The 19507-nt window shown below is 39.8% G+C and carries 17 protein-coding genes; 6 read left to right on the top strand and 11 right to left on the bottom strand.

The annotated features are described in order from the left end of the window. Positions 1-76: 76 nt before the first annotated feature. Positions 77-1447 carry a transferrin-binding protein-like solute binding protein gene (locus AC30SF_RS04910; RefSeq protein WP_489607744.1) on the bottom strand — a complete coding sequence of 457 codons (1371 nt, stop codon included), beginning with the start codon at positions 1445-1447 and terminating at the stop codon, positions 77-79. 147 nt (positions 1448-1594) lie between these two features. Between AC30SF_RS04910 and AC30SF_RS04905 the strand changes: the two genes are divergently transcribed. Next, positions 1595-3895 carry a TonB-dependent hemoglobin/transferrin/lactoferrin family receptor gene (locus AC30SF_RS04905; RefSeq protein ID WP_489607743.1) on the top strand — a complete coding sequence of 767 codons (2301 nt, stop codon included), beginning with the start codon at positions 1595-1597 and terminating at the stop codon, positions 3893-3895. 63 nt (positions 3896-3958) lie between these two features. Here the strand turns inward: AC30SF_RS04905 and AC30SF_RS04900 are convergent, their stop codons facing one another. The 6 genes from AC30SF_RS04900 to AC30SF_RS04875 all read right to left on the bottom strand — a co-directional run bounded on the left by AC30SF_RS04900 (position 3959) and on the right by AC30SF_RS04875 (position 8791). Beyond that, entirely contained in the window at positions 3959-4435 is a 477-nt protein-coding gene (locus AC30SF_RS04900) for a redoxin family protein (protein ID WP_376922493.1), read from the bottom strand. 15 nt (positions 4436-4450) lie between these two features. Beyond that, the gene (locus AC30SF_RS04895) at positions 4451-5092 is read right to left on the bottom strand and encodes a cytochrome c biogenesis protein CcdA (protein WP_021616234.1); all 642 of its coding nucleotides are present in this window, start codon (positions 5090-5092) and stop codon (positions 4451-4453) included. A 2-nt stretch (positions 5093-5094) separates the two neighbouring features. Beyond that, positions 5095-6165, bottom strand: coding sequence for a peptide-methionine (R)-S-oxide reductase MsrB (gene msrB / locus AC30SF_RS04890; RefSeq protein WP_315542730.1), 1071 nt, complete (start codon positions 6163-6165; stop codon positions 5095-5097). Between the two features lie 169 nt (positions 6166-6334). Beyond that, on the bottom strand, positions 6335-7687 hold the full coding sequence (locus AC30SF_RS04885) for an anti-phage deoxyguanosine triphosphatase (RefSeq protein ID WP_489607742.1): 1353 nt from the start codon (positions 7685-7687) through the stop codon (positions 6335-6337). A 1-nt stretch (position 7688) separates the two neighbouring features. Beyond that, the gene (locus tag AC30SF_RS04880) at positions 7689-8384 is read right to left on the bottom strand and encodes a CidB/LrgB family autolysis modulator (protein ID WP_489607741.1); all 696 of its coding nucleotides are present in this window, start codon (positions 8382-8384) and stop codon (positions 7689-7691) included. Next, positions 8381-8791, bottom strand: coding sequence for a CidA/LrgA family protein (locus AC30SF_RS04875; protein WP_314116803.1), 411 nt, complete (start codon positions 8789-8791; stop codon positions 8381-8383). The genes AC30SF_RS04880 and AC30SF_RS04875 overlap by 4 nt, the downstream gene beginning before the upstream one ends. 226 nt (positions 8792-9017) lie before the next feature. On the opposite strand from AC30SF_RS04875, the gene AC30SF_RS04870 reads away from it, so the two are divergent. The 4 genes from AC30SF_RS04870 (at position 9018) to ftnA (AC30SF_RS04855) (ending at position 13230) form a co-directional block, all read left to right on the top strand. After that, positions 9018-9971 (top strand): EamA family transporter, encoded by a 954-nt coding sequence (locus AC30SF_RS04870; RefSeq protein WP_489607740.1) that lies wholly within the window; start codon positions 9018-9020, stop codon positions 9969-9971. A 14-nt stretch (positions 9972-9985) separates the two neighbouring features. Next, positions 9986-11410, top strand: coding sequence for an exodeoxyribonuclease I (sbcB, locus tag AC30SF_RS04865; RefSeq protein ID WP_489607739.1), 1425 nt, complete (start codon positions 9986-9988; stop codon positions 11408-11410). 817 nt (positions 11411-12227) lie between these two features. After that, complete coding sequence (ftnA, locus tag AC30SF_RS04860; protein WP_314116806.1) at positions 12228-12713, top strand: non-heme ferritin; 486 nt, start codon at positions 12228-12230, stop codon at positions 12711-12713. A 16-nt stretch (positions 12714-12729) separates the two neighbouring features. Further along, complete coding sequence (gene ftnA, locus AC30SF_RS04855) at positions 12730-13230, top strand: non-heme ferritin (RefSeq protein ID WP_314171222.1); 501 nt, start codon at positions 12730-12732, stop codon at positions 13228-13230. A gap of 100 nt (positions 13231-13330) precedes the next feature. Here the strand turns inward: ftnA (AC30SF_RS04855) and topA are convergent, their stop codons facing one another. Next, entirely contained in the window at positions 13331-15937 is a 2607-nt protein-coding gene (gene topA / locus AC30SF_RS04850; RefSeq protein WP_489607738.1) for a type I DNA topoisomerase, read from the bottom strand. A gap of 98 nt (positions 15938-16035) precedes the next feature. On the opposite strand from topA, the gene AC30SF_RS04845 reads away from it, so the two are divergent. Next, positions 16036-16932 (top strand): LysR family transcriptional regulator, encoded by an 897-nt coding sequence (locus AC30SF_RS04845; RefSeq protein WP_489607737.1) that lies wholly within the window; start codon positions 16036-16038, stop codon positions 16930-16932. 47 nt (positions 16933-16979) lie between these two features. On the opposite strand, the gene AC30SF_RS04840 is transcribed toward AC30SF_RS04845, so the two are convergent. From AC30SF_RS04840 to pyrD, 3 genes are read right to left on the bottom strand one after another with little or no spacing between them, the layout of a single operon-like run. After that, positions 16980-17816 (bottom strand): PHP domain-containing protein, encoded by an 837-nt coding sequence (locus tag AC30SF_RS04840; RefSeq protein WP_489607736.1) that lies wholly within the window; start codon positions 17814-17816, stop codon positions 16980-16982. 8 nt (positions 17817-17824) lie between these two features. After that, entirely contained in the window at positions 17825-18445 is a 621-nt protein-coding gene (locus AC30SF_RS04835; protein WP_489607735.1) for a Type 1 glutamine amidotransferase-like domain-containing protein, read from the bottom strand. A gap of 12 nt (positions 18446-18457) precedes the next feature. Continuing rightward, positions 18458-19477, bottom strand: a complete 1020-nt coding sequence (pyrD, locus tag AC30SF_RS04830; protein WP_489607734.1) for a quinone-dependent dihydroorotate dehydrogenase — start codon at positions 19475-19477, stop codon at positions 18458-18460. Between the last annotated feature and the right edge of the window lie 30 nt (positions 19478-19507).

Genomic DNA, 19507 nt, shown 5'->3' with positions numbered 1-19507 from the left:
CGTACAATAGGTATAATAAAAAACCTGTGCTGAGTGTTTCTCAGTCACAGGTTTTTTTGATCGCGTTATGGCAATATTATTGTTTTATACCACCAAATGCACCGCGAGATTGATCCGCCTCATTGGTGAATAATCCACCCATTTCTTGAGCATTTTCACCGAAGAATCCCCCTTGGGTTTTGATACCATTTACCTCACCGGCAAAGCTATTCGCAGTAATTTTACCGCCAAAATGCATTTCCGGCACGGCATTGGTTTTCTTCATGATATTAATGTCAATGACTTTATTGGCAAAATCAGCGGTCGCTTTCATTTCAGTTCTCTCACTGAAATTTCTATCGCCATCTTTCTTATAAACAGCCCCTCCTTTATATTCAGCGCTACCTGCAGTAGGAATTTGCGCAACAGCGGTCGGCAGACCTTGGGCAAAGAAGTATTGATTGCCGGTTAGATTGTCAACATAGGTTCCGAATGCACTGGATTTAAAGTTATCATTACTTAAAATAGTTTGGCCTTCTTTTTGGAGATTATAGGGATCATAGACTTTATCACCGAACTCATCGATGGCTCTTCTTAGAATATTGATATCAACAATTCTGCCATTTTCATCAATGATGGCCAGATCACGGATATCTCGTGTTAAAAGACGGGCAGGGCTATTTTGTTTACCCACTAACGTGCCGCCGGAGATTGTTTCCGTCATTTCACCACTAGCGCCACCAAAAATTTTATCACTGAGCGGAATACGTGATTTTTCATTAGCTTGTAACGTTTCTAATTGTTTTAAACGTTTTTCAGCCTCTTTCTGTGCTTCTTGTGCAGCATTTTTCTCGGATTCAGTTTTTTGGCTGTTGGCTTGTGCCGCTTTGGCTGCCTCTTCGGCTTTTTTTAATGCCTCTTGTGCAGCGTTTTTCTCAGCTTCAGTCTTTTGGCTCTTAGCTTGTGCGGCTTTAGCTGCCTCTTCGGCTTTTTTCAGTGCTTCTTGAGCTGCTTTTTTCTCGGCTTCAGTTTTTTGGCTGCTGGCTTGTGCGGCTTTAGCGGCCTCTTCGGCTTTTTTCAGTGCTTCTTGAGCGGCATTTTTCTCAGCTTCAGTCTTTTGATTATTGGCTTGTGCAGCTTTAGCAGCCTCTTCCGCTTTTTTCAGTGTCTCTTGAGCAGTACTTTTCTCTGTGTCAGTTTGTTGGCTTTGTGGTTTTTCTGTTTGAGTTGCCTCTTCAGCTTTTTTGCCTGATTCAGTTTGTTTTTGGCTATTCGCTTTTGCTGCTTCTTCCGCCTTTTTCACGGCATCTTCCGCTTTTTTATTGGCTTCTGCAATTTTTTGGTTGAGTTCAATTTCGGTTTGGCGAATTTGTTCAGAATTGTCTGTACCGCCTTTTGAACTGGAAGAACACGCACTTAATGCCATAATACAAGAGAGTGCAATGATTGAGGGTTGAAGTTTATTCATAGGAAAGTCCTTTAAATGAGTTTATAGATTAAATAGACAGCTATATAATCTACAAAAAATGAGAATAATTTGCAATAGCATTGTCAAATTTATCTAATTTTTGTAAACTTTATCGCAGTATTACTTAATTAACTCTCAGGTGAATATATGCCTCTTAAATATCCTCTTTCCTTAGGTGCATTATGCGTGCTAGTAGGTTTGCAAGCATATGCAGAAGAACAAACCGCATTAGATACTATTACCGTTGATGGAAATGCGACTGAAGTCAAAGCGAATCAAATCAAAAAGACACGTAAAGTGATTCAAGAAGAGCTGATCTCGGATAATTATGACTTGGTGCGTTATGCCACCGATGTCGGCATTAGTGATAATGGTCGGCGCAATAAAGGCTTTGCGATGCGTGGCGTTGAAGGCAATCGCGTTGGTATTAGTATTGATGGGGTGAATTTACCTGATTCAGAAGAAAATTCACTTTACGCGCGTTATGGTAATTTTAATAGTTCACGTTTGAGTATCGATCCTGAATTGGTGCAAGGCATTGATATTATGCGTGGTGCGGATTCTTTCAATGCCGGAAGTGGTTCATTAGGCGGTTCGGTAAATTACCGCACTTTAGGGGCAGATGATATTATTCTGCCGGAACAAAAGTGGGGTGTCTTGCTTAAAAATGGTTATGCCAGTAAAAATCGCGAATGGACAAACACATTAGGTGTTGCCTATAAAGATGATAAATTTGATGCAACATTACTTTATTCTTATCGCAATGGCCATGAGATGAAAAGTCGTGGCAATGGTGAGGACATCTCCGGCAATGCGAGAGGAATTCCTGATCCGTCACATCATAAAAATCACAGTTATTTAGCAAAGATGGGGTATTTTATTACGCCGTCACATCGTGTGAGTGCGTCATTTAACGGTCAAAGTGCGGATAATTTTATTGATGAAAAATCTTATACGCTCAATCTCAGTTCTTGGCGTGAGTCTAAAGATATTGGAAAACGCTATAACGCCAATTTAGCCTATGAATATTTTCCGGAAAATAATCGTTGGTTAAGTTATTTAAGAACCGATTTAGATTGGCAAAAAACAGATATTGGTTCAAAAAACTATAAAGGCGGACGACGCTATAATTCTGATTTTACAGAACTTTTACCGCAAAAGCATTTATATGAAATTCAAGATACGCATATGAATACACGTTTTATGCGTGCCTCATTACGTGCTGAACTTATGCCATGGGAAAGCCCTTGGGGAAGTCATCAATTCACATTAAGAAGCGGAATTTCGCAAAAAGATTTTGATAACCGTAACAACCATGAATATCCCAACGATAAGGGCAGTAGTGCAAAAGATAGCGAATCTATTCAGCATCCGGTAAGAACACGTTCGTTTTTTGCTCAATTACAAGATAGCGTTACATGGAATGATATGTTCTCTAGTCAATTAGGCGTTCGTTATGACTGGGACGAATTAGTACCACAGGATTTAAAAGCCACTTGCCGTGCTTGTAGTCGTAAACCGGCTTCAAATACCTTTCAAAGTCTAAGTGGATCATTAGGGCTAGACGCACAACTTAATGATATTTGGAAAGTCGGTTATAACGTTTCCAGCGGTTTCCGTATTCCAACAGCATCTGAAATGTATTTTTCTTATGAACATCCTGCCGGTAACTGGATTCCGAATCCGGATTTAAAAGCTGAACAGGCATTAAATCAGTCTATTCACATTCAAGCGGCGCATCAATTAGGTCTCTTTGGGCTAAATGTTTATCATACCCGCTATAAAAACTTCCTTACTGAACAGGAATCAACCTATAAAAAATGGAATAAATTTTATAATTCGCATAGTGCCAGCTATGGTCAGCAACCTTATTACACCACCATCGCACAACAGGCAGTCAATATTGATCGCGCACGGATTTCCGGTTTGGAGTTCAATAGTAAAGTTAACTTAGATCAGGTGATTTCGGCAATTCCACAAGGCTGGAAATTCCTTGCTAATCTTGGTTATGCCAAAGGAAAATTAAGTGGCACGGAAGCAAGTTTGCTGTCTATTCAGCCGATTAAAGTCATTTTAGGCGTTGGTTATGAAGATCCGAATGCACGTTGGGGCATTAATGCCAAAGCGAGCTATCTTGGAGCGAAAAAAGCCAAAGATGCGCAAGTTGTCCAATATACTTCAAATTTTGTGAGAGAGGTTAAAACTTATCCTTATCTTAATGGTTCCGCCGTGTTATTCGATTTATATGGCTTTTATAAAGTCAATCGTCATGTCACATTACGAGCCGGGGTGTATAACATCTTGAATCGTAAATATCACACATGGGATACCTTACGCGGGATTAACAAAGTGAGTACAACCGACTCCGTGGATAAAGACAGAAAAGGGTTAGAGCGTTTTTATGCACCGGGACGTAATGTTGCCGGTTCTATTGAAATTCGTTTCTAATTTATCAAGACTTGGTTCAAGTCATTCTAAACAAGAAAGCCCTGATATCTCAGGGCTTTTTTCTTAAAATAATTGTTTAATTTGTGCGGTGCCTAAATGTCCCGGCAATGTTTTTTGCAGTGTGAAATTGGCATCCAATACTAAACTGGACGGATAACCACGCACTTTGCCTCGTTTAATGGTTTCGCCGTTTTCATCTAATAATACAATGATGTTTTTGTAATCCAACCCTTTGTACCACTCAATGAAATCTTGGGTTTCCTTTTCGCCTTTGGCTCCCGGAGAAACGATGGTGATCACATCAAAGTTTTTGCTTTGATCGGCACTCAGTTCGTTAATTTCCGCTAAGCCGGCAAGACAAATCGGGCACCAAGACGCCCATGTTTTGACGTAAACCGGTTTGCCTTTGGTGGTCACTTGATCGAGTGTAACCACGTTATTATTTAAGTCTTTAAATTGAACGTCTTTCAATGTGTTTTCTCCTTCGGCAAAGCTATTTACGCTGAATGCGAGTAAGAATAATGCAATGATTTTTTTCATAGTTAATATTTCCTTTTATTGTAAATTATTGGTGATGAGTAAAACGCCCATGACGATAATTAATAATCCGCCGACAATTTTGAATTTACCCAAGTGTTTATTCAGTGCTTTGCTGCGTTTGAGCAGTTCTTGGGAAAACAAAGAGAACAGCACAAACGGGGTAGCCAAGCCGAGTACATAAACCAACATCATTCCTGCACCATATAATGCAGATCCTTCGTCACCGGAAAGTGCCAACACGGAAGCCAAAATCGGACCGATACAAGGTGTCCAGCCAAGGCTAAATGTTAGCCCTAAGAAGAAGGCTTCAAAGGAGGCACTTTTGCCTTCGGTTTTTACTTCCACCACTTTGGTTCTTTCTAAGAAATTCAACTTGATAATGCCTAATTGGTGAATCCCTAAAATAATGACGATAATGCCGGCAATGATTCTGACGTTGTCATTAAAGAACAAATTGCCGAGAAAACCGAAGCTAAATCCAAGGCTCACAAAGGTTAAGGACAAGCCCGCAATGAACAAAAAGGTGTTCAGAATCTTTCTGCCGCCTTTCGCCAAAATCCCAAAATAAATGGGAATAATAGGGAAGATACAAGGCGACAAAAAGGAGGCAAGCCCGGCAAGGAAAACCGTGCCGATTAATAATTGCTGATCAAACATTTTTACTCCTTCACTGCATTAATCAGGTAGCCATAGTTTTCCTTTGCCATGTCTTCTAATGGAATGAATTTGATGGAGGCGCTGTTAATACAATAGCGCAAACCGCCTTTATCTTTCGGGCCATCATCAAACACATGACCTAAATGAGCTTTTCCGCTACGGCTGATGACTTCCGTTCTGAGCATATTAAAGCTGTGATCGTCTTGATAAGTCACCACCTCTTTGGCAATTGGTTTGGTAAAACTCGGCCAACCGCAACCGGACTCAAATTTATCTTTTGAGGAGAACAACGGTTCGCCGGTAGTGACATCCACATAAATACCCGGTTTGAAGTTATCCCAATATTCATTGCTGAAAGAATGTTCGGTATTTTTGTTTTGCGTCACGCTATATTGCAACGGGGTTAATTTTGCTTTGAGTTCCGCATCGCTTGGTTTTGGGTAGTCTTTTTCGTCAATGATGACGTTATTGGCTTGCTCCAAATCAATGTGGCAATAGCCATTCGGGTTTTTCTTTAAATAATCTTGATGATAGTCTTCCGCTAACACGTAATTGCGTAACGGTTCTACTTCAATTTGAATTTTGTTTTTGTATTTTTCTTGCAGTGCGGCAATTTCTTTTTCAATCAGTGGCTTATCTGCCGCATCTTGATAATAAATGCCTGTGCGATATTGTCTGCCACGGTCGTTGCCTTGTTTGTTGACACTGGTCGGATCAATCACTTGAAAATAATATTTCAGTAATTTATCTAGCGAAATTTTATTGCGATCATAGGTCACTTTTACCGTTTCTGCATGATCCGTAATCCCGATCATTTGATAACTGGTTTTGTCACCTTTGCCGTTAGCATAGCCGGACACGGCATCTTCCACGCCATAAATACGTTCCATGTAAGCCTCAATGCCCCAGAAACAGCCACCGGCTAAATAAATCTCGTGAAGATCTTTTGTTGCTTCAGACATATTGCTTTTCTCCATGGTGGGTTGAACGTGATTTTCTGCCATAACACTTGTCGGGATTGCTGCACTGGATAAAAGTGCGGTCAATATCAGGACTAATTTTGATTTTTTCATAATAATTCCTTTATTACAGATGAAATAATGAAAATGGTACCCTTTCATTTATGTTAGACGGTGCGACTGCAAATTACTTACATATTTTTTCAAAAAAGACAGAAAAGAGGAGTGAAGCTAGGGGAGAAGGGCGCAGATGAGCTCATGTCATGCACGCCCGAAAAGGCGCTTAAAGCTGGTGATACACTTTCAATGCATACGCATCTGACATACCGGCAATGTAATCGCAAATCACGCGTTTTTTACCGTTTTCTTCTGCATTCCGCCAGCGGTTGGCGGTATTGGTTGGAAGTAATCGTTGCGGATCCGAATCAAAAATTTGGAACAGCTCCGTCAAAATACGCTGACCTTTATATTCTACACGTTGCGTTTCCACATTATTGATCACGTATTTCTGGACAAAATTTTTGAATACTTTTAACACGCCCACCACTTCTGATGGTAATTCTGCGTTATAACGCAACAGCGGATCGCAAAATTCAGATTGAATTTTCCAACGCACATTGGTGATGAAATAATTCACTAACGCACCGATAGCGTTTTTACGTAAGTAATGTTGATCAGAAAACAGTTTTGCACTGATATCGTCAATATGTTGTCGCATCCAATCTGATTGACAGTCTTTCAATGCATTCAAGGCCTCTTGCCATTGCTGCACATTGACCACACCGACGACGATGGCATCTTCCAAATCATGCACACCATAAGCGATGTCATCCGCCAGTTCCATAATGCTACAGTCGAGGGATTTGAAACGGGTCTTTAAAATCTCTTGCGGATTTGACCGCACTTTTTGGAGTGAACCGAATAACGCACGATCACGTTCAGAAAGCGGCTCGAGCAACCAGTTAAACATGTCAAGATCGTCACGGAATAATCCTTTCCCTGGTCGCCAGTCAGCGATTTTGACATAACGAGGATCACTGTATTGGCTTTCCGCGAATTGATCATATTGTGCGGAAGAGACATCCAAAATGGTCGGGTATTTCACAATGCCAAGAATAGTGCGACGGGTTAAATTCATCCCCGCATTAGGCGTGTAAGGTTCAAGCTTGGTGAGCAAGCGAAAAGTCTGTGCATTTCCCTCAAAACCGCCATTATGGCGCATCATATAATTGAGTGCCACTTCGCCACCATGCCCAAAAGGCGGATGGCCGATGTCGTGCGCAAAACACAAACTTTCGATTAAATCATTGGTCGGTAATAAAGGGCTAAGTTGTTGTTTTAGCTCACTTGTATCGGTTGAAAGTTGTTGTGCCAAGGTGACAAAGGCTTCAGCAAATTTGAGTTGCGCCACAAGGCTGCTGCCGATTTGTGCCACTTCCAAAGAGTGGGTTAATCGAGTGCGGTAAAAATCATTTTCGCCCACAGCATGAATTTGCGTTTTTGCCTGTAAACAGCGAAAAGCGGCGGAATGGAGAATACGCCCGCGATCACGACGGAATGGCGGACGGTGGTCTTTTTCCCGTGGTTTATCATCGATAAAACGCTGCTGCCAACGGGGATTAATTTGATTTTTCATGCTATACCAACGCGTAGATCAATTTGAAGACAAGAGGTGCCAAAATTGAGCTAATGATACCGCACAATACTAAAGAAATGGAACTGTAACTCCCTGCTTTTGCATTATTTTCTATGCAACTTACCGTGCCTAGCGCATGTGAAATCGCCCCGACTGATAAACCGATCGCTTCTTGATTTTTTAAACCGATTTTATTCAAGAGTAAATAGCCAAAAATCGATCCTTGCAGACCTGCAACAACGACACCCACCGCAGCAACGGAAGGAATCCCGCCCAAATTTTCAGATACTGCCATGGCAATCGGTGTGGTAATGGATTTCGGTAAAATGGTCGCCACAATATCCGGTTTCGCGCCAAGAAGTAACGCCAATACCGCACCACTAAACATGGCTAAGAGAGACGCGGACACCGTGGTAATTAAAATAATCTGCCAGTGACGGCTGATTTGTCGAAGTTGCTCATATAACGGCACTGCCAATGCCACAATACTGACGCCTAACAAATTATTGAGCGGCGCATTACCAGCCATATAACTATCATAAGGCAAATGAAAGATCAGCAAGACAGCCACTAACATCAATACGGTTAACACAAAGCTATTTAATACCACCGATTTCCAGCGTTGATTGATTTTCACTGCCAACGTGAAAGCTAAAATTGTCAATAACGTATATGCATAAACAAGATAAGACATCATTCCTCCTTCGCCCGTTTTTTCATGATTTTATGTTTGAGGTGCGTAAAGGATTTGAGGGAAAACAAATAATCAGAAAGTAAACCGATTACAACCAAGGTAACGCAAGTACTGACAATATTCGGCAACAACAATTCTTTCATTTGATCCATGAGCAAGCCGGAATATTTGACGATTCCCACACTGACCGGCACAAACAAAAGCGCCATATAACGAATTAAAAGACGAGAGGAAAATATCACCCACTCCACTTTGACGATACGCAAAATTAAGCAGGTAAACAGCAGTAATAATCCCCAAATACTCGATGGAATACCAATAGGTACGTAATGGGCGACTAAACCGCCAAGATAGAGCATAAGATAAAGAATGAGCAACGATCTTGCTAATTCAAACGCTTTCCGATACATAAATAAACTCAACTTTTTTTTAAACTTTAAAATAAAGATGCAAAGCCATTCTACGCCTATTTTAGTACTTAGGTTAGTACTTCGGGGGAATTTTTTATGACAAATTTTCTGCGTTTGTTAGATAGGATCCTAAAAGCCTCATTTTATCGTTGATAAATTGCCTCACTATAACGATAATTGGCAAACTTCACGTATTTGTTTTATATCGTAAAATTTAGGATAAAAAATGTTTAACCTTATCATTGCCGTTCTCTGTAGCGTTGCGGTGTCTGTCTTACTAAAAGTTGCGCGCAAACGTCATATCGAGATTCAACAAGCCATTGCCTTTAACTATATTGTGGCGTTGTCACTGAGTTGGTTTTTATTAAAACCGGATTTCAAAGGGCTTGAATTTACTGACTTTATCGTACAAAGCGAAAATACGCCGATTTTCTTAGCATTAGGTATTTTATTGCCAAGCGTGTTTATTATTATGTCTAAAGCCGTAGAATTTGCCGGTATTGTACGTTCTGATGCGGCACAACGCTTATCCTTATTTTTACCCATTCTCGCTGCGTTTTTGATTTTCCACGAAACCTTAAGCCAATCAAAAGTCGTCGGTATTGTGTTGGCATTTGTCGGGTTGTTTTGTCTTTTAAGCAAACCGAATCAACAAAGTGCGGTCGACAAAAAACAACGTTTTTTGAACGTTGGTTATACCAACGGCCCCGAAGGGGTGAGTAAGCGAACAAGTGAGCTTACGAATAATTTTCGAGGTGTTTTGGGCTTAGTTGGTGTGTGGTTTGGTTATGGCATCATCGATATTTTGTTTAAACAAGTCGCAAAAAGTGGGGGAGCATTCCCAACGACGCTATTCATTGCGTTTTCCTTGGCTGCCTGCATTATGTTTATTTACTTGTTATTCAAACGCACTCAATGGAATGTCGCCAGTTTTGTGGGCGGCATTATTTTAGGTGTGCTGAATTTCTTTAATATTCTTTTCTATATTAAAGCTCACCAGAGTTTTGGCTCGAATCCGACATTGGTTTTTGCCGGCATGAACATTGGGGTGATTTGTTTAGGTACGATTACCGGCGCATTAATTTTTAAAGAAAAAATCAGCAAAGTTAACTGGTTAGGTATTGTTTTCAGTTTGTGTGCAATTTTCTGTTTGTATTATCTAGATAAAATCTTGGCTTAAATTTGAGAAAAATAATGGCAAAAAACGATTTCAGCTTTTTCATTTATGACTATGAAAGTTTTGGTGTCAATCCGGCAACCGATCGCCCGGCGCAATTTGGCGGCATTCGTACAGATGCGGATTTTAATATTATCGGTGAGCCCGTTGTGTTGTATTGCAAGCAAACCAACGATTATTTGCCTTCACCGGAAGCGGTGTTAGTGACAGGCATTACACCGCAGGAGTGTAATGAAAAAGGCCTACCGGAACCAGATTTTGCTGCGCGGATTTTACAGGAATTCAGCCAACCAAATACCTGTGTCATGGGCTTTAATAATATTCGTTATGACGATGAAATGACACGCTATACTTTTTATCGCAATTTTATAGACCCTTATGAATATAGTTGGAAAAATGGTAATTCCCGCTGGGATTTGTTGGATTTAGTGCGAGCGTGTTATGCCTTGCGTCCTGATGGCATTGAATGGCCTTTAGATGATGAAGGTATGCCGAGTTTTCGTTTAGAAAAATTGACAAAAGCCAATGGAGTAGAGCATACCAATGCGCATGATGCCATGTCCGATGTGTATGCTACCATTGAAATGGCAAAGTTAATTAAGCAAAAACAACCGAAGTTATTTCACTATTTCTTTGAAAATCGTGGAAAAAAAGAGATTGAAAAGCTCATTAATACTGCAGAAATGACGCCGTTAGTGCATGTGTCGGGGATGTTAGGCAATTATCGTGGAAATACGACATTAATTGCGCCTTTAGCATGGCATCCAACGAATAAAAATGCGGTGATCGTATGTGATTTAACAGCCAATATTGATGATCTGCTAACAAAATCGGCAGAGGAGTTGCGTGAAAATCTTTATACAAAGAAAGAAACGTTGTTAGAGGCAGGCGTGCTTCCTGTTCCGTTAAAGCTCATTCATATCAATAAATGTCCTATTGTGGCGCCGGAGAAAACCTTATTGCCCCAAAATGCCGAACGTTTAGGGATTGATAGAGCATTATGTATGCAAAATCAGCAACGTTTGTTGGCATCTCAGGATATTCGCCAGAAAGTCATGGATATTTTTCAACAAGAACGTGAATTTGAGGCATCTGATAATGTTGAAACCGAGCTTTATAATGGCTTTTTTAGTGATGCAGATAAAAACAATATGGCGATTTTACGCACTTTGGAGCCTGAAAAGCTTGCTGAACATAATCTGAGTTTTCAAGACCCAAGAATCCCTCAATTGTTATTTCATTATCGTGCCAGACATTTTTATCGCACCTTAAACCGTTCTGAACAAATTAAATGGCAAAAATATTGTCGGAAAAAACTAGACTCTGAAATTTTACAATTTGAGCAAAGTCTTCAAGCATTAGCCGCACAACATGCAAACAATGAAGAGAAGCTGATTTTATTACAAAAAGTTTATGAATATGGCAGTAAACTCATTGGTTAGAAAGTGCGGTTAAATTTTTTAATGTTTTTAACAGTATAAAAGAGACAACGTCACTAAATAGCCCGTAATCAGAAAACACGCTGGATAACATTCAGCGTGTTTTTTATGTATTTTAAAAATCTCACATAATCAATCTACCAACCGACTCAGATTTTACGTAGCGCAATCTCTTTTTACGTAGCACAATCTCTATCTCATATTATTTTCAAATTCATTTTCTCTTGAAAGAAAATTGACATTTCAAAATGAAAGTCTATAACTTTATTTTTTATTTGTGACATACCTTATTAAAACAAGATTCTGTCTAGTTTGACTAGCACGTGTGACTTGTGAATAAGTCTGTGATCTTCTTAATCCGTAGCCTTTGCTCACCCGATAACTAATTTCGCATAATGTATATTATGTTAAATAATATATTATCAAAAGTCACAATTTAACTTCACTACTCTTATTACCGTGTAACATTATCGCATCGAGATTTTTGAGATTTTGAATCGTTAACATCGTTAGACGTTAAAATCTATTTTCAGGAAGGAAGAATTGAATGGGATATGCATACAATCAATATAGATGTTTACCATCTTCTTTTTATCGAAATACATAACATAATCTGTCAACCTGATTGCAATTGAGAATTCATTTCAAGAAAAATATCTAAATGAGAATTGTTGTTGTTATAAATACATTTAAAATTAATAAGTTATCACGCATAAATGAAAAAATAGTTTGACGATTATCAATTAGGTGTATAGAATGCGCCCAGCAAATTAAGTTGTATTGTGATTGTCTTATAAATCATTAAGGAAAGGAGTTAGTTATGCTTAGCAAAGCAATTACGACCAAATTAAATGAACAAATTAACCTTGAGTTTTATTCATCAAATGTTTATTTACAAATGAGTGCATGGTGCGATAACCATGGTTATGAAGGTGCGGCAGCGTTCTTACTTCGTCATGCTGATGAAGAATTAGAACATATGCAAAAGCTATTTACTTATGTCAGTGAAACCAGCGGAATGCCGTTATTAGGTAAAATTGATGCACCTAAACACGATTATACTTCATTAAAAGAAGTTTTTGAGACAACGCTTGAGCACGAAAAACTTGTGACCTCAAAAATTAATGAGTTAGTTGAGTGCACTTTCGCTGAAAAAGACTACTCTACTTTTAATTTCTTGCAATGGTATGTTGCAGAACAACATGAAGAAGAAAAATTATTTAACAGCATTGTGGATAAATTTAAACTTCTCGGTGACAGCGGTACCGCACTTTATTACATTGACCGTGAATTAAAAACGTTATAAGAATAGGAGAAATAAGATGTTATCAAATAGCGTTGTTAAACTATTAAATGACCAAATGAATTTGGAATTTTATTCTTCAAATTTATATTTACAAATGAGTGCATGGTGTGAACAACAAGGTTTTGAAGGCGCGGCTAAATTTTTATCTGCGCATGCTGCCGAAGAAATGCAACATATGCGTAAATTATTTACCTATTTAAATGAAACAGGTGCGTTGGCAGTGATTACTCAAATTGATGAGCCACCACATCAATTTAAATCATTAAAAGAAGTCCTTGAATTAACGTATCAACATGAAAAATTAATTACCAGTAAGATCAATGAGTTGGTCGGTAGAACTTTTGAAGAGAAAGACTACTCTGCATTCAACTTCTTACAATGGTATGTTGCAGAACAACATGAAGAAGAGAAATTATTTAGTCGTATTTTGGATAAATTAAATCTTCTTGGTGAAGATGGTAAAGGCTTGTTCCTTGTTGATAAAGATTTAGCGGCATTAGCAACAGCAAGCAACTAAACTTTCTAAAACAAAAAAGGCTAGTTTTTACAACTTAGCCTTTTTTATCATATCTCATCCGATAAATGCTAAATTATCGGATGAAATTTACTCTACGCAATTATTTCTTCCGCTCGACCCACTTGCCATCCACAAAATCGACAATCCATTTGGTGGCTTTGCCATTTTTTTCAGAGGTAACATATTGGCGTTTTTCTTTGCGACTAAAACGAATAATGGCTGCGTTGCCTTCCGGATCGACTTGTGGTGCATCGGCTAAGTAGCGCAATTTCTCCGGCAAACGATCACGATATAATGCTAACTCTGCAACTTTTGGTGCGCGCGTTTCACGGGATTTTGGAAAGTTATGCGCAGACATAAATACACCGCTGGCACCATCACGGAGTACAAAATACGCATCGGATTTTTCACATTTTAATTCCGGGAAATGAATCGGATCTTCTTTCGGTGGTGCAACTTCACCATTTTTCAAAATCTTACGGGTGTTATCGCATTGCGTACAAGCCATGTATTTACCAAAACGACCGAGTTTTAGATGCATATCGCTGCCACATTTATCACATTCAACAACCGGGCCATCATAACCTTTAATTTTGAATTTACCTTCTTCAATTAAATAACCGTCACAATTCGGATTGTTACCACAAATATGCAATTTACGATGTGGATCAAGAATATAGCTATCCATTGCTGTACCACATTTCGGGCAACGCTTACGCTCCATTAATGCTTTGGTTTCAGACGCTTCATCTAACACGTTTAATAATTCGGCTTCCGGAATCAAGTTAATGGTGGTTTTGCAACGTTCCTTTGGCGGTAAGGCATATCCGGTACAACCTAAAAATACACCGGTACTGGCGGTTCGAATTGCCATATTACGGCCACAAGTCGGGCAAACAATATCTGTTTCGACCAAATTATTCGGGCGCATCCCCCCTTCTAATTCATCTAATTCTGCCTTGGTCAACTGCGTAGAAAAATCTTTGAAGAATTGGTTTAATTCCGTTTTCCAGTCTTTTGTACCGGAAGCAATTTGGTCTAACACATCTTCCATATTGGCAGTGAAATCGTAACTCATTAAATCAGCAAACGACTGATTTAAGCGATCGGTCACAATTTCCCCCATTTTTTCTGCATAAAAACGGCGATTTTCTGTACGCACGTAACCGCGTTCTTGAATCGTAGAAATAATGGCCGCATAAGTCGAAGGTCGGCCAATCCCCCGTTTTTCCAGCTCTTTTACTAATGCAGCTTCAGAAAAACGTGCCGGTGGTTTTGTGAAATACTGTTGAGGTTCCACACTTAACAAATTCAGTGTGGTATTTACGGCCACATCAGGCAAGGCCTGATCTTCCGCTGATTTTCCGGATTGTGGCAATACTTTCGTCCAACCATCAAAGCGTAAAATACGCCCTTTGGCCGTTAAGGTGTAATCCCCTGCTCTGACTGTTAAAGTGGTACTGTCATATTGAGCCGGCGGCATTTGGCAGGCTACAAACTGGCGCCAAATTAAATCATATAAACGCACTGCATCTTTTTCCATCCCCACTAAATCATTCGAACCAATTTGAATATCTGATGGACGAATCGCCTCGTGGGCTTCTTGTGCATTTTCTTTGCTGGAATAGAAATTCGGCTTGGTCGGCAAATAAGGTGCGCCATAATGTTTTTCGATATAACTGCGCACCATATTTAACGCATCTTGACTCAGATTAGTCGAGTCCGTACGCATATAAGTAATATAACCGGCTTCATATAAACGCTGTGCCAACATCATGGTTTTCTTCACACCAAAACCTAAACGGGTGCTGGCTGTTTGTTGTAATGTTGAGGTAATAAACGGTGCGCGCGCTTTAGAACTGGTCGGTTTCGTTTCTAAATCAGAAATGACATAATTAGATTTAGCTAAAAAATCCACCGCACTTTGTGCCTGTTCCGCATTTTTCGGCTCAAATTTTTTACCTTTAAACTGCACCACATCCAAACGAATCTGTTCATGTTTTGCGGTGTCGGTTAACACAGAAACTTCCCAGTATTCTTGTGGTACAAAGGCTTTAATTTCCCGTTCACGTTCCACAATTAATTTTACCGCAACAGACTGAACGCGTCCGGCAGATAATCCTCTTGCCACTTTTTTCCAAAGTAATGGCGACACCATGAACCCCACTACGCGATCTAAAAAACGACGGGTTTGTTGGGCGTTCACACGATCCATATTTAACTGCTCAGGATGTTCAAAGGCTTGTTTGATCGCATTTTTCGTAATTTCATTAAATACCACTCGGCTAAAGCGTTCATCATCACCGCCAATGACTTCACGTAAATGCCATGCAATGGCCTCTCCTTCCCTATCCAAGTCGGTGGCGAGGTAAATATGATCGGCATTTTTAGCGAGAGACTTTAATTCGGCAACAACTTTTTCTTTGCCCGGTAAAATTTGGTAATTGGCTTTCCAACTGTGATATGGGTCAACGCCCATACGTTTGACTAAGGCATCTTGTTCTTTCTTTTGTTTTAGCGCCTGCTTTTCTTCGGCACTTAACCCTTTGGTTGAGATCGGCTTGGCTTTTTCACCGCTTGCAGAACCTACCGTGGGTAAATCACGAATATGCCCGACACTGGATTTCACCACATAATTGTTTCCTAAATATTTATTAATGGTTTTCGCCTTTGCCGGTGACTCCACAATAACCAAGGATTTACTCATTATTATTACCTAATTCTGTTTAATTTGTGTAAAATTGCCCGATATATTGCTAACTATCTTTAGTCAGGTCAACTACTTTTTTCCAAAAGGCGCGATAAATGGACAAACTCAATGCAATTTCAATTTTTTGTAAAGTGATTGAAACTCAAAGTTTTACCAAAGCGGCCGCACTGCAAAATATCTCTGTTGCCATGGCAAGCAAACTGGTGTCTCAATTAGAAGAACAGTTAAAAATACGTTTGTTACAACGAACCACCCGTAAGATTGTGCCAACGGAAGCCGGCAGCCTCTATTATCAGCGTTGCCAGCCCATTTTATTGGAATTGGAAGAGGCTGAATCCAGCATCAGCAATCTCTCTACCTCCCTTTATGGCAATTTAACGGTTTCCGTGCCACGCGATTTCGGTTTGCGATTTATTACGCCCAATTTAGCGAGTTTTGTTAAAGCGCATCCCAATTTACATATCGATATTGAGTTTAATGACCGCGTTATCGATCTGGTGAGTGAAGGATTTGATTTGGCTTTACGAATCGGCTATTTGCAAGATAGCTCACTGGTTGCCCGAAAAGTCGCAACCTCTTCTATGCATTTTGTAGCATCGCCGGCATACCTTGCCAAACACGGCACCCCGCAAACGCCGGAAGAATTAGAACATCACGACTGCCTTTTATACAAAGCTACAGGCAACCAAATTTATTGGGAATTCAACAAACACAACAAAATTCAGCGCGTTAAAATGCGTTCCAAACTGGTCTGTAATAATGGCTTAACGCTTGCTTCATTATGTGTTGACGGTGTTGGCATTATTAACACGCCACGCTTCTTTATTGAGGAAGAATTGGCTTCGGGAAAATTGGTAGAAATTTTAGAGGACTACCGACAACAAGATTTAGATCTACACATTGTTTATCCGCACCGCCGTCATCTTGCTGCCAAAGTCAAAGCCTTCATTGATTTTATTACTCAGCTGGATTTATGTAAGACAAAACCGTAAAAGTGCGGTCCTTTTTAAGTACATTTTCGTTTTACATGACCTTGCAATTAAGCAAGGTCATTTTTTATGTCTAAAACAAAAGGAATGTGCTCCGGCAACGGTGCGAGTCTGCCTAACTCCACCCATGCACAAGGAAAATGGAAATCAGACCCCATAGAGCCGGCAAGTTGATGTTCTTCCGCGAGTTTTACCAATAATTGATACTGGTCGCGACTTTGTCCACAACCGGAAATTTCAATGGCATCACCGCCCCATGCTTTAAAACTCTCCGTCAGTTTTCGTACCCATTTCATGGTCATGGTATAACGCAACGGATGCGCAAACACGGCAAGCCCACCGGCTTGATGGATGATGTCAATGGTCGTTGGAATATCAACCCACAGTGGCTTGACATAAGCAGATTTACCCTGCCCCAAATAACGTTTAAAGGCTTGACCATCGTTAGAAACTTTGCCAATTTGCACTAAATGGCGGGCATAATGCGCTCGGGTCACTTCTCCTTCGCCGGCTAATTTTTTTGCCTCCGAGTAAGCATTTTCTACACCGATTTTTTCTAACTTTGCCCCGATTTCCTGAGCTCGAATCTCGCGTAATTTCGCTTGCTCAGCTAAAAGTGCGGTCATTTTTTCATGTGAAAGATCGAACCCTAATCCCACAATATGAATAGAATGACCTTCCCAAAGGGTCGATAACTCTACCCCATTAATGAGCTGAATGCCTAACGCCTCAGCCTGTTTACGGGCTTCAGGTACGCCGGCTACCGTATCATGATCGGTCAATGCCAGTACATTCACGCCTTTTTCATGAGCACGCAAAACCACCTCAGTAGGCGATAATATCCCATCGGAAGCTGTACTATGGCAATGTAAATCGTATTTTGTCATGTGTTAACCTACGATTCTGTTCTAATTTCATAATTATTTTCTTTAACAATAACCGCTTGATGATTATTGATTGGAAATAAATTGTATGTGGATTGATAAGCCCGAATGGTTTCCATTGCACTTTCTTCAAAAGGAAACTCACCATAATGTGGCACAATGGCAAAATTAACGAGATTGAGTGAAGAATAATCAGTCAATTCGGAAGCAACCATCTTATCATCCATAATTTGGTTGTATTTAATATTACCAGCAGTAATTATTGCTCCTGCAGATTCTCCGATATACACCATTCCTTCTGAAATTCGTAAGTTAATCAACTCAAGTAAATTTTTTTTCTTTAATTCTTGTAACAGATAAAACGTATTGCCACCTGAAATATACAGATATGGTGTTTGTTTTATTTTTTCCTTGATAACCACTTCAGATGTATTGGCAATATCTAAAATATCTACGGAGAATCCTAATGTCTGAAACACATATTTCGCTTCATCAATATAGCCTACATAATGCTCTACATTGCCGGCAGTTGGGATAAATAATACCTGTTTGGCTAATATTTGTTCTTGTATAAAATTTCTAAACAGATTTCCCACACCTGAAAAATAAGAAGTTAAAAATAAGGTTTTCATCTCGTTACTCTCTTATTTAATTGCTTGAACCAATTCTTTAACTAATCTCGGTCCATGATAAATCAAGCCTGAATACACTTGCAAAAGCTCGGCGCCGGCTTGGATTTTTTCTTGAGCATTTTGCACGCCATCAATGCCGCCGCTGCCAATAATGTGGATCTGCCCTTTGAGTTCTTGGTGTAATCGTTTAATAATTTCTGTGCTTTTCTGTTGTAAGGGTTTTCCGCTTAATCCGCCCTGCTGCTCAGCATTTTTTAAATATGTGACGTTGTCGCGAGAAATCGTCGTATTGGTCGCAATGACACCGTCCATTTTATGACGCAGCAAGGTATCGGCAATTTGAATTAACTCACTTTCCGTTAAATCCGGTGCAATTTTCACTGCAATCGGCACATATTTGCCGTATTGTGTCGCTAATTCTTGTTGACGGGATTTAATGCTTTTCAACAAATCATCAAAATAATCACCATATTGCAGCTGGCGTAAATCCGGCGTATTAGGCGAAGAAATATTCACGGTAATATAACCGGCGTAGTTATAGGCTTTATTCAAACAAATCAGATAATCATCTTTCCCTTGTTCTAAGGGCGTCAGTTTATTTTTACCAATGTTGATTCCCAACACGCCGTCATAGTGGGATTTTTTGACATTTTCAATCAGCTGATCGATACCATAATTATTGAAACCGTTTCGATTAATAATGCCTTCAGCTTCAATCAAACGAAATTGGCGTGGTTTGGCATTGCCCTCTTGCGCTAATGGCGTCACGGTGCCCACTTCAATAAAACCAAATCCCATGGCACCAAAACCATCGATCGCTTCCGCATTTTTATCTGCACCCGCTGCCAGACCAATAGGATTTTTAAATTCAATCCCCATGACGGTTTTCGGCTTACCTTGTGGACAATTTAGAAGTTGTTTTAATAAAAAATGAACTGGCGAATGTCCTGCTAAGCCAAGGGCTTTTATCACTAAATTATGGGCTTCTTCTGGATCAAGGGAAAAAATTCCTTTACGAATGAAAGAATACATACTCGTTTATCTCTCCGGATAGTTAACTGT

This window comes from Aggregatibacter valvarum (assembly GCF_980468985.1).
The sequence above is the reverse complement of the archived record's forward strand: the minus strand, read 5'-3'. Positions and strand labels throughout refer to the sequence as shown.

Coding starts and splice junctions, on each gene's coding strand:
- AC30SF_RS04835 (WP_489607735.1), bottom strand. CDS start 18,445: ATGAAAACCTTATTTTTAACTTCTTATTTTTCAGGTGTGGGAAATCTG.
- AC30SF_RS04910 (WP_489607744.1), bottom strand. CDS start 1,447: ATGAATAAACTTCAACCCTCAATCATTGCACTCTCTTGTATTATGGCA.
- ftnA (WP_314171222.1), top strand. CDS start 12,730: ATGTTATCAAATAGCGTTGTTAAACTATTAAATGACCAAATGAATTTG.
- AC30SF_RS04880 (WP_489607741.1), bottom strand. CDS start 8,384: ATGATGTCTTATCTTGTTTATGCATATACGTTATTGACAATTTTAGCT.
- msrB (WP_315542730.1), bottom strand. CDS start 6,165: ATGAAAAAATCAAAATTAGTCCTGATATTGACCGCACTTTTATCCAGT.
- ftnA (WP_314116806.1), top strand. CDS start 12,228: ATGCTTAGCAAAGCAATTACGACCAAATTAAATGAACAAATTAACCTT.
- AC30SF_RS04875 (WP_314116803.1), bottom strand. CDS start 8,791: ATGTATCGGAAAGCGTTTGAATTAGCAAGATCGTTGCTCATTCTTTAT.
- AC30SF_RS04895 (WP_021616234.1), bottom strand. CDS start 5,092: ATGTTTGATCAGCAATTATTAATCGGCACGGTTTTCCTTGCCGGGCTT.
- AC30SF_RS04885 (WP_489607742.1), bottom strand. CDS start 7,687: ATGAAAAATCAAATTAATCCCCGTTGGCAGCAGCGTTTTATCGATGAT.
- sbcB (WP_489607739.1), top strand. CDS start 9,986: ATGGCAAAAAACGATTTCAGCTTTTTCATTTATGACTATGAAAGTTTT.
- AC30SF_RS04840 (WP_489607736.1), bottom strand. CDS start 17,816: ATGACAAAATACGATTTACATTGCCATAGTACAGCTTCCGATGGGATA.
- AC30SF_RS04845 (WP_489607737.1), top strand. CDS start 16,036: ATGGACAAACTCAATGCAATTTCAATTTTTTGTAAAGTGATTGAAACT.
- pyrD (WP_489607734.1), bottom strand. CDS start 19,477: ATGTATTCTTTCATTCGTAAAGGAATTTTTTCCCTTGATCCAGAAGAA.
- AC30SF_RS04870 (WP_489607740.1), top strand. CDS start 9,018: ATGTTTAACCTTATCATTGCCGTTCTCTGTAGCGTTGCGGTGTCTGTC.
- AC30SF_RS04905 (WP_489607743.1), top strand. CDS start 1,595: ATGCCTCTTAAATATCCTCTTTCCTTAGGTGCATTATGCGTGCTAGTA.
- topA (WP_489607738.1), bottom strand. CDS start 15,937: ATGAGTAAATCCTTGGTTATTGTGGAGTCACCGGCAAAGGCGAAAACC.
- AC30SF_RS04900 (WP_376922493.1), bottom strand. CDS start 4,435: ATGAAAAAAATCATTGCATTATTCTTACTCGCATTCAGCGTAAATAGC.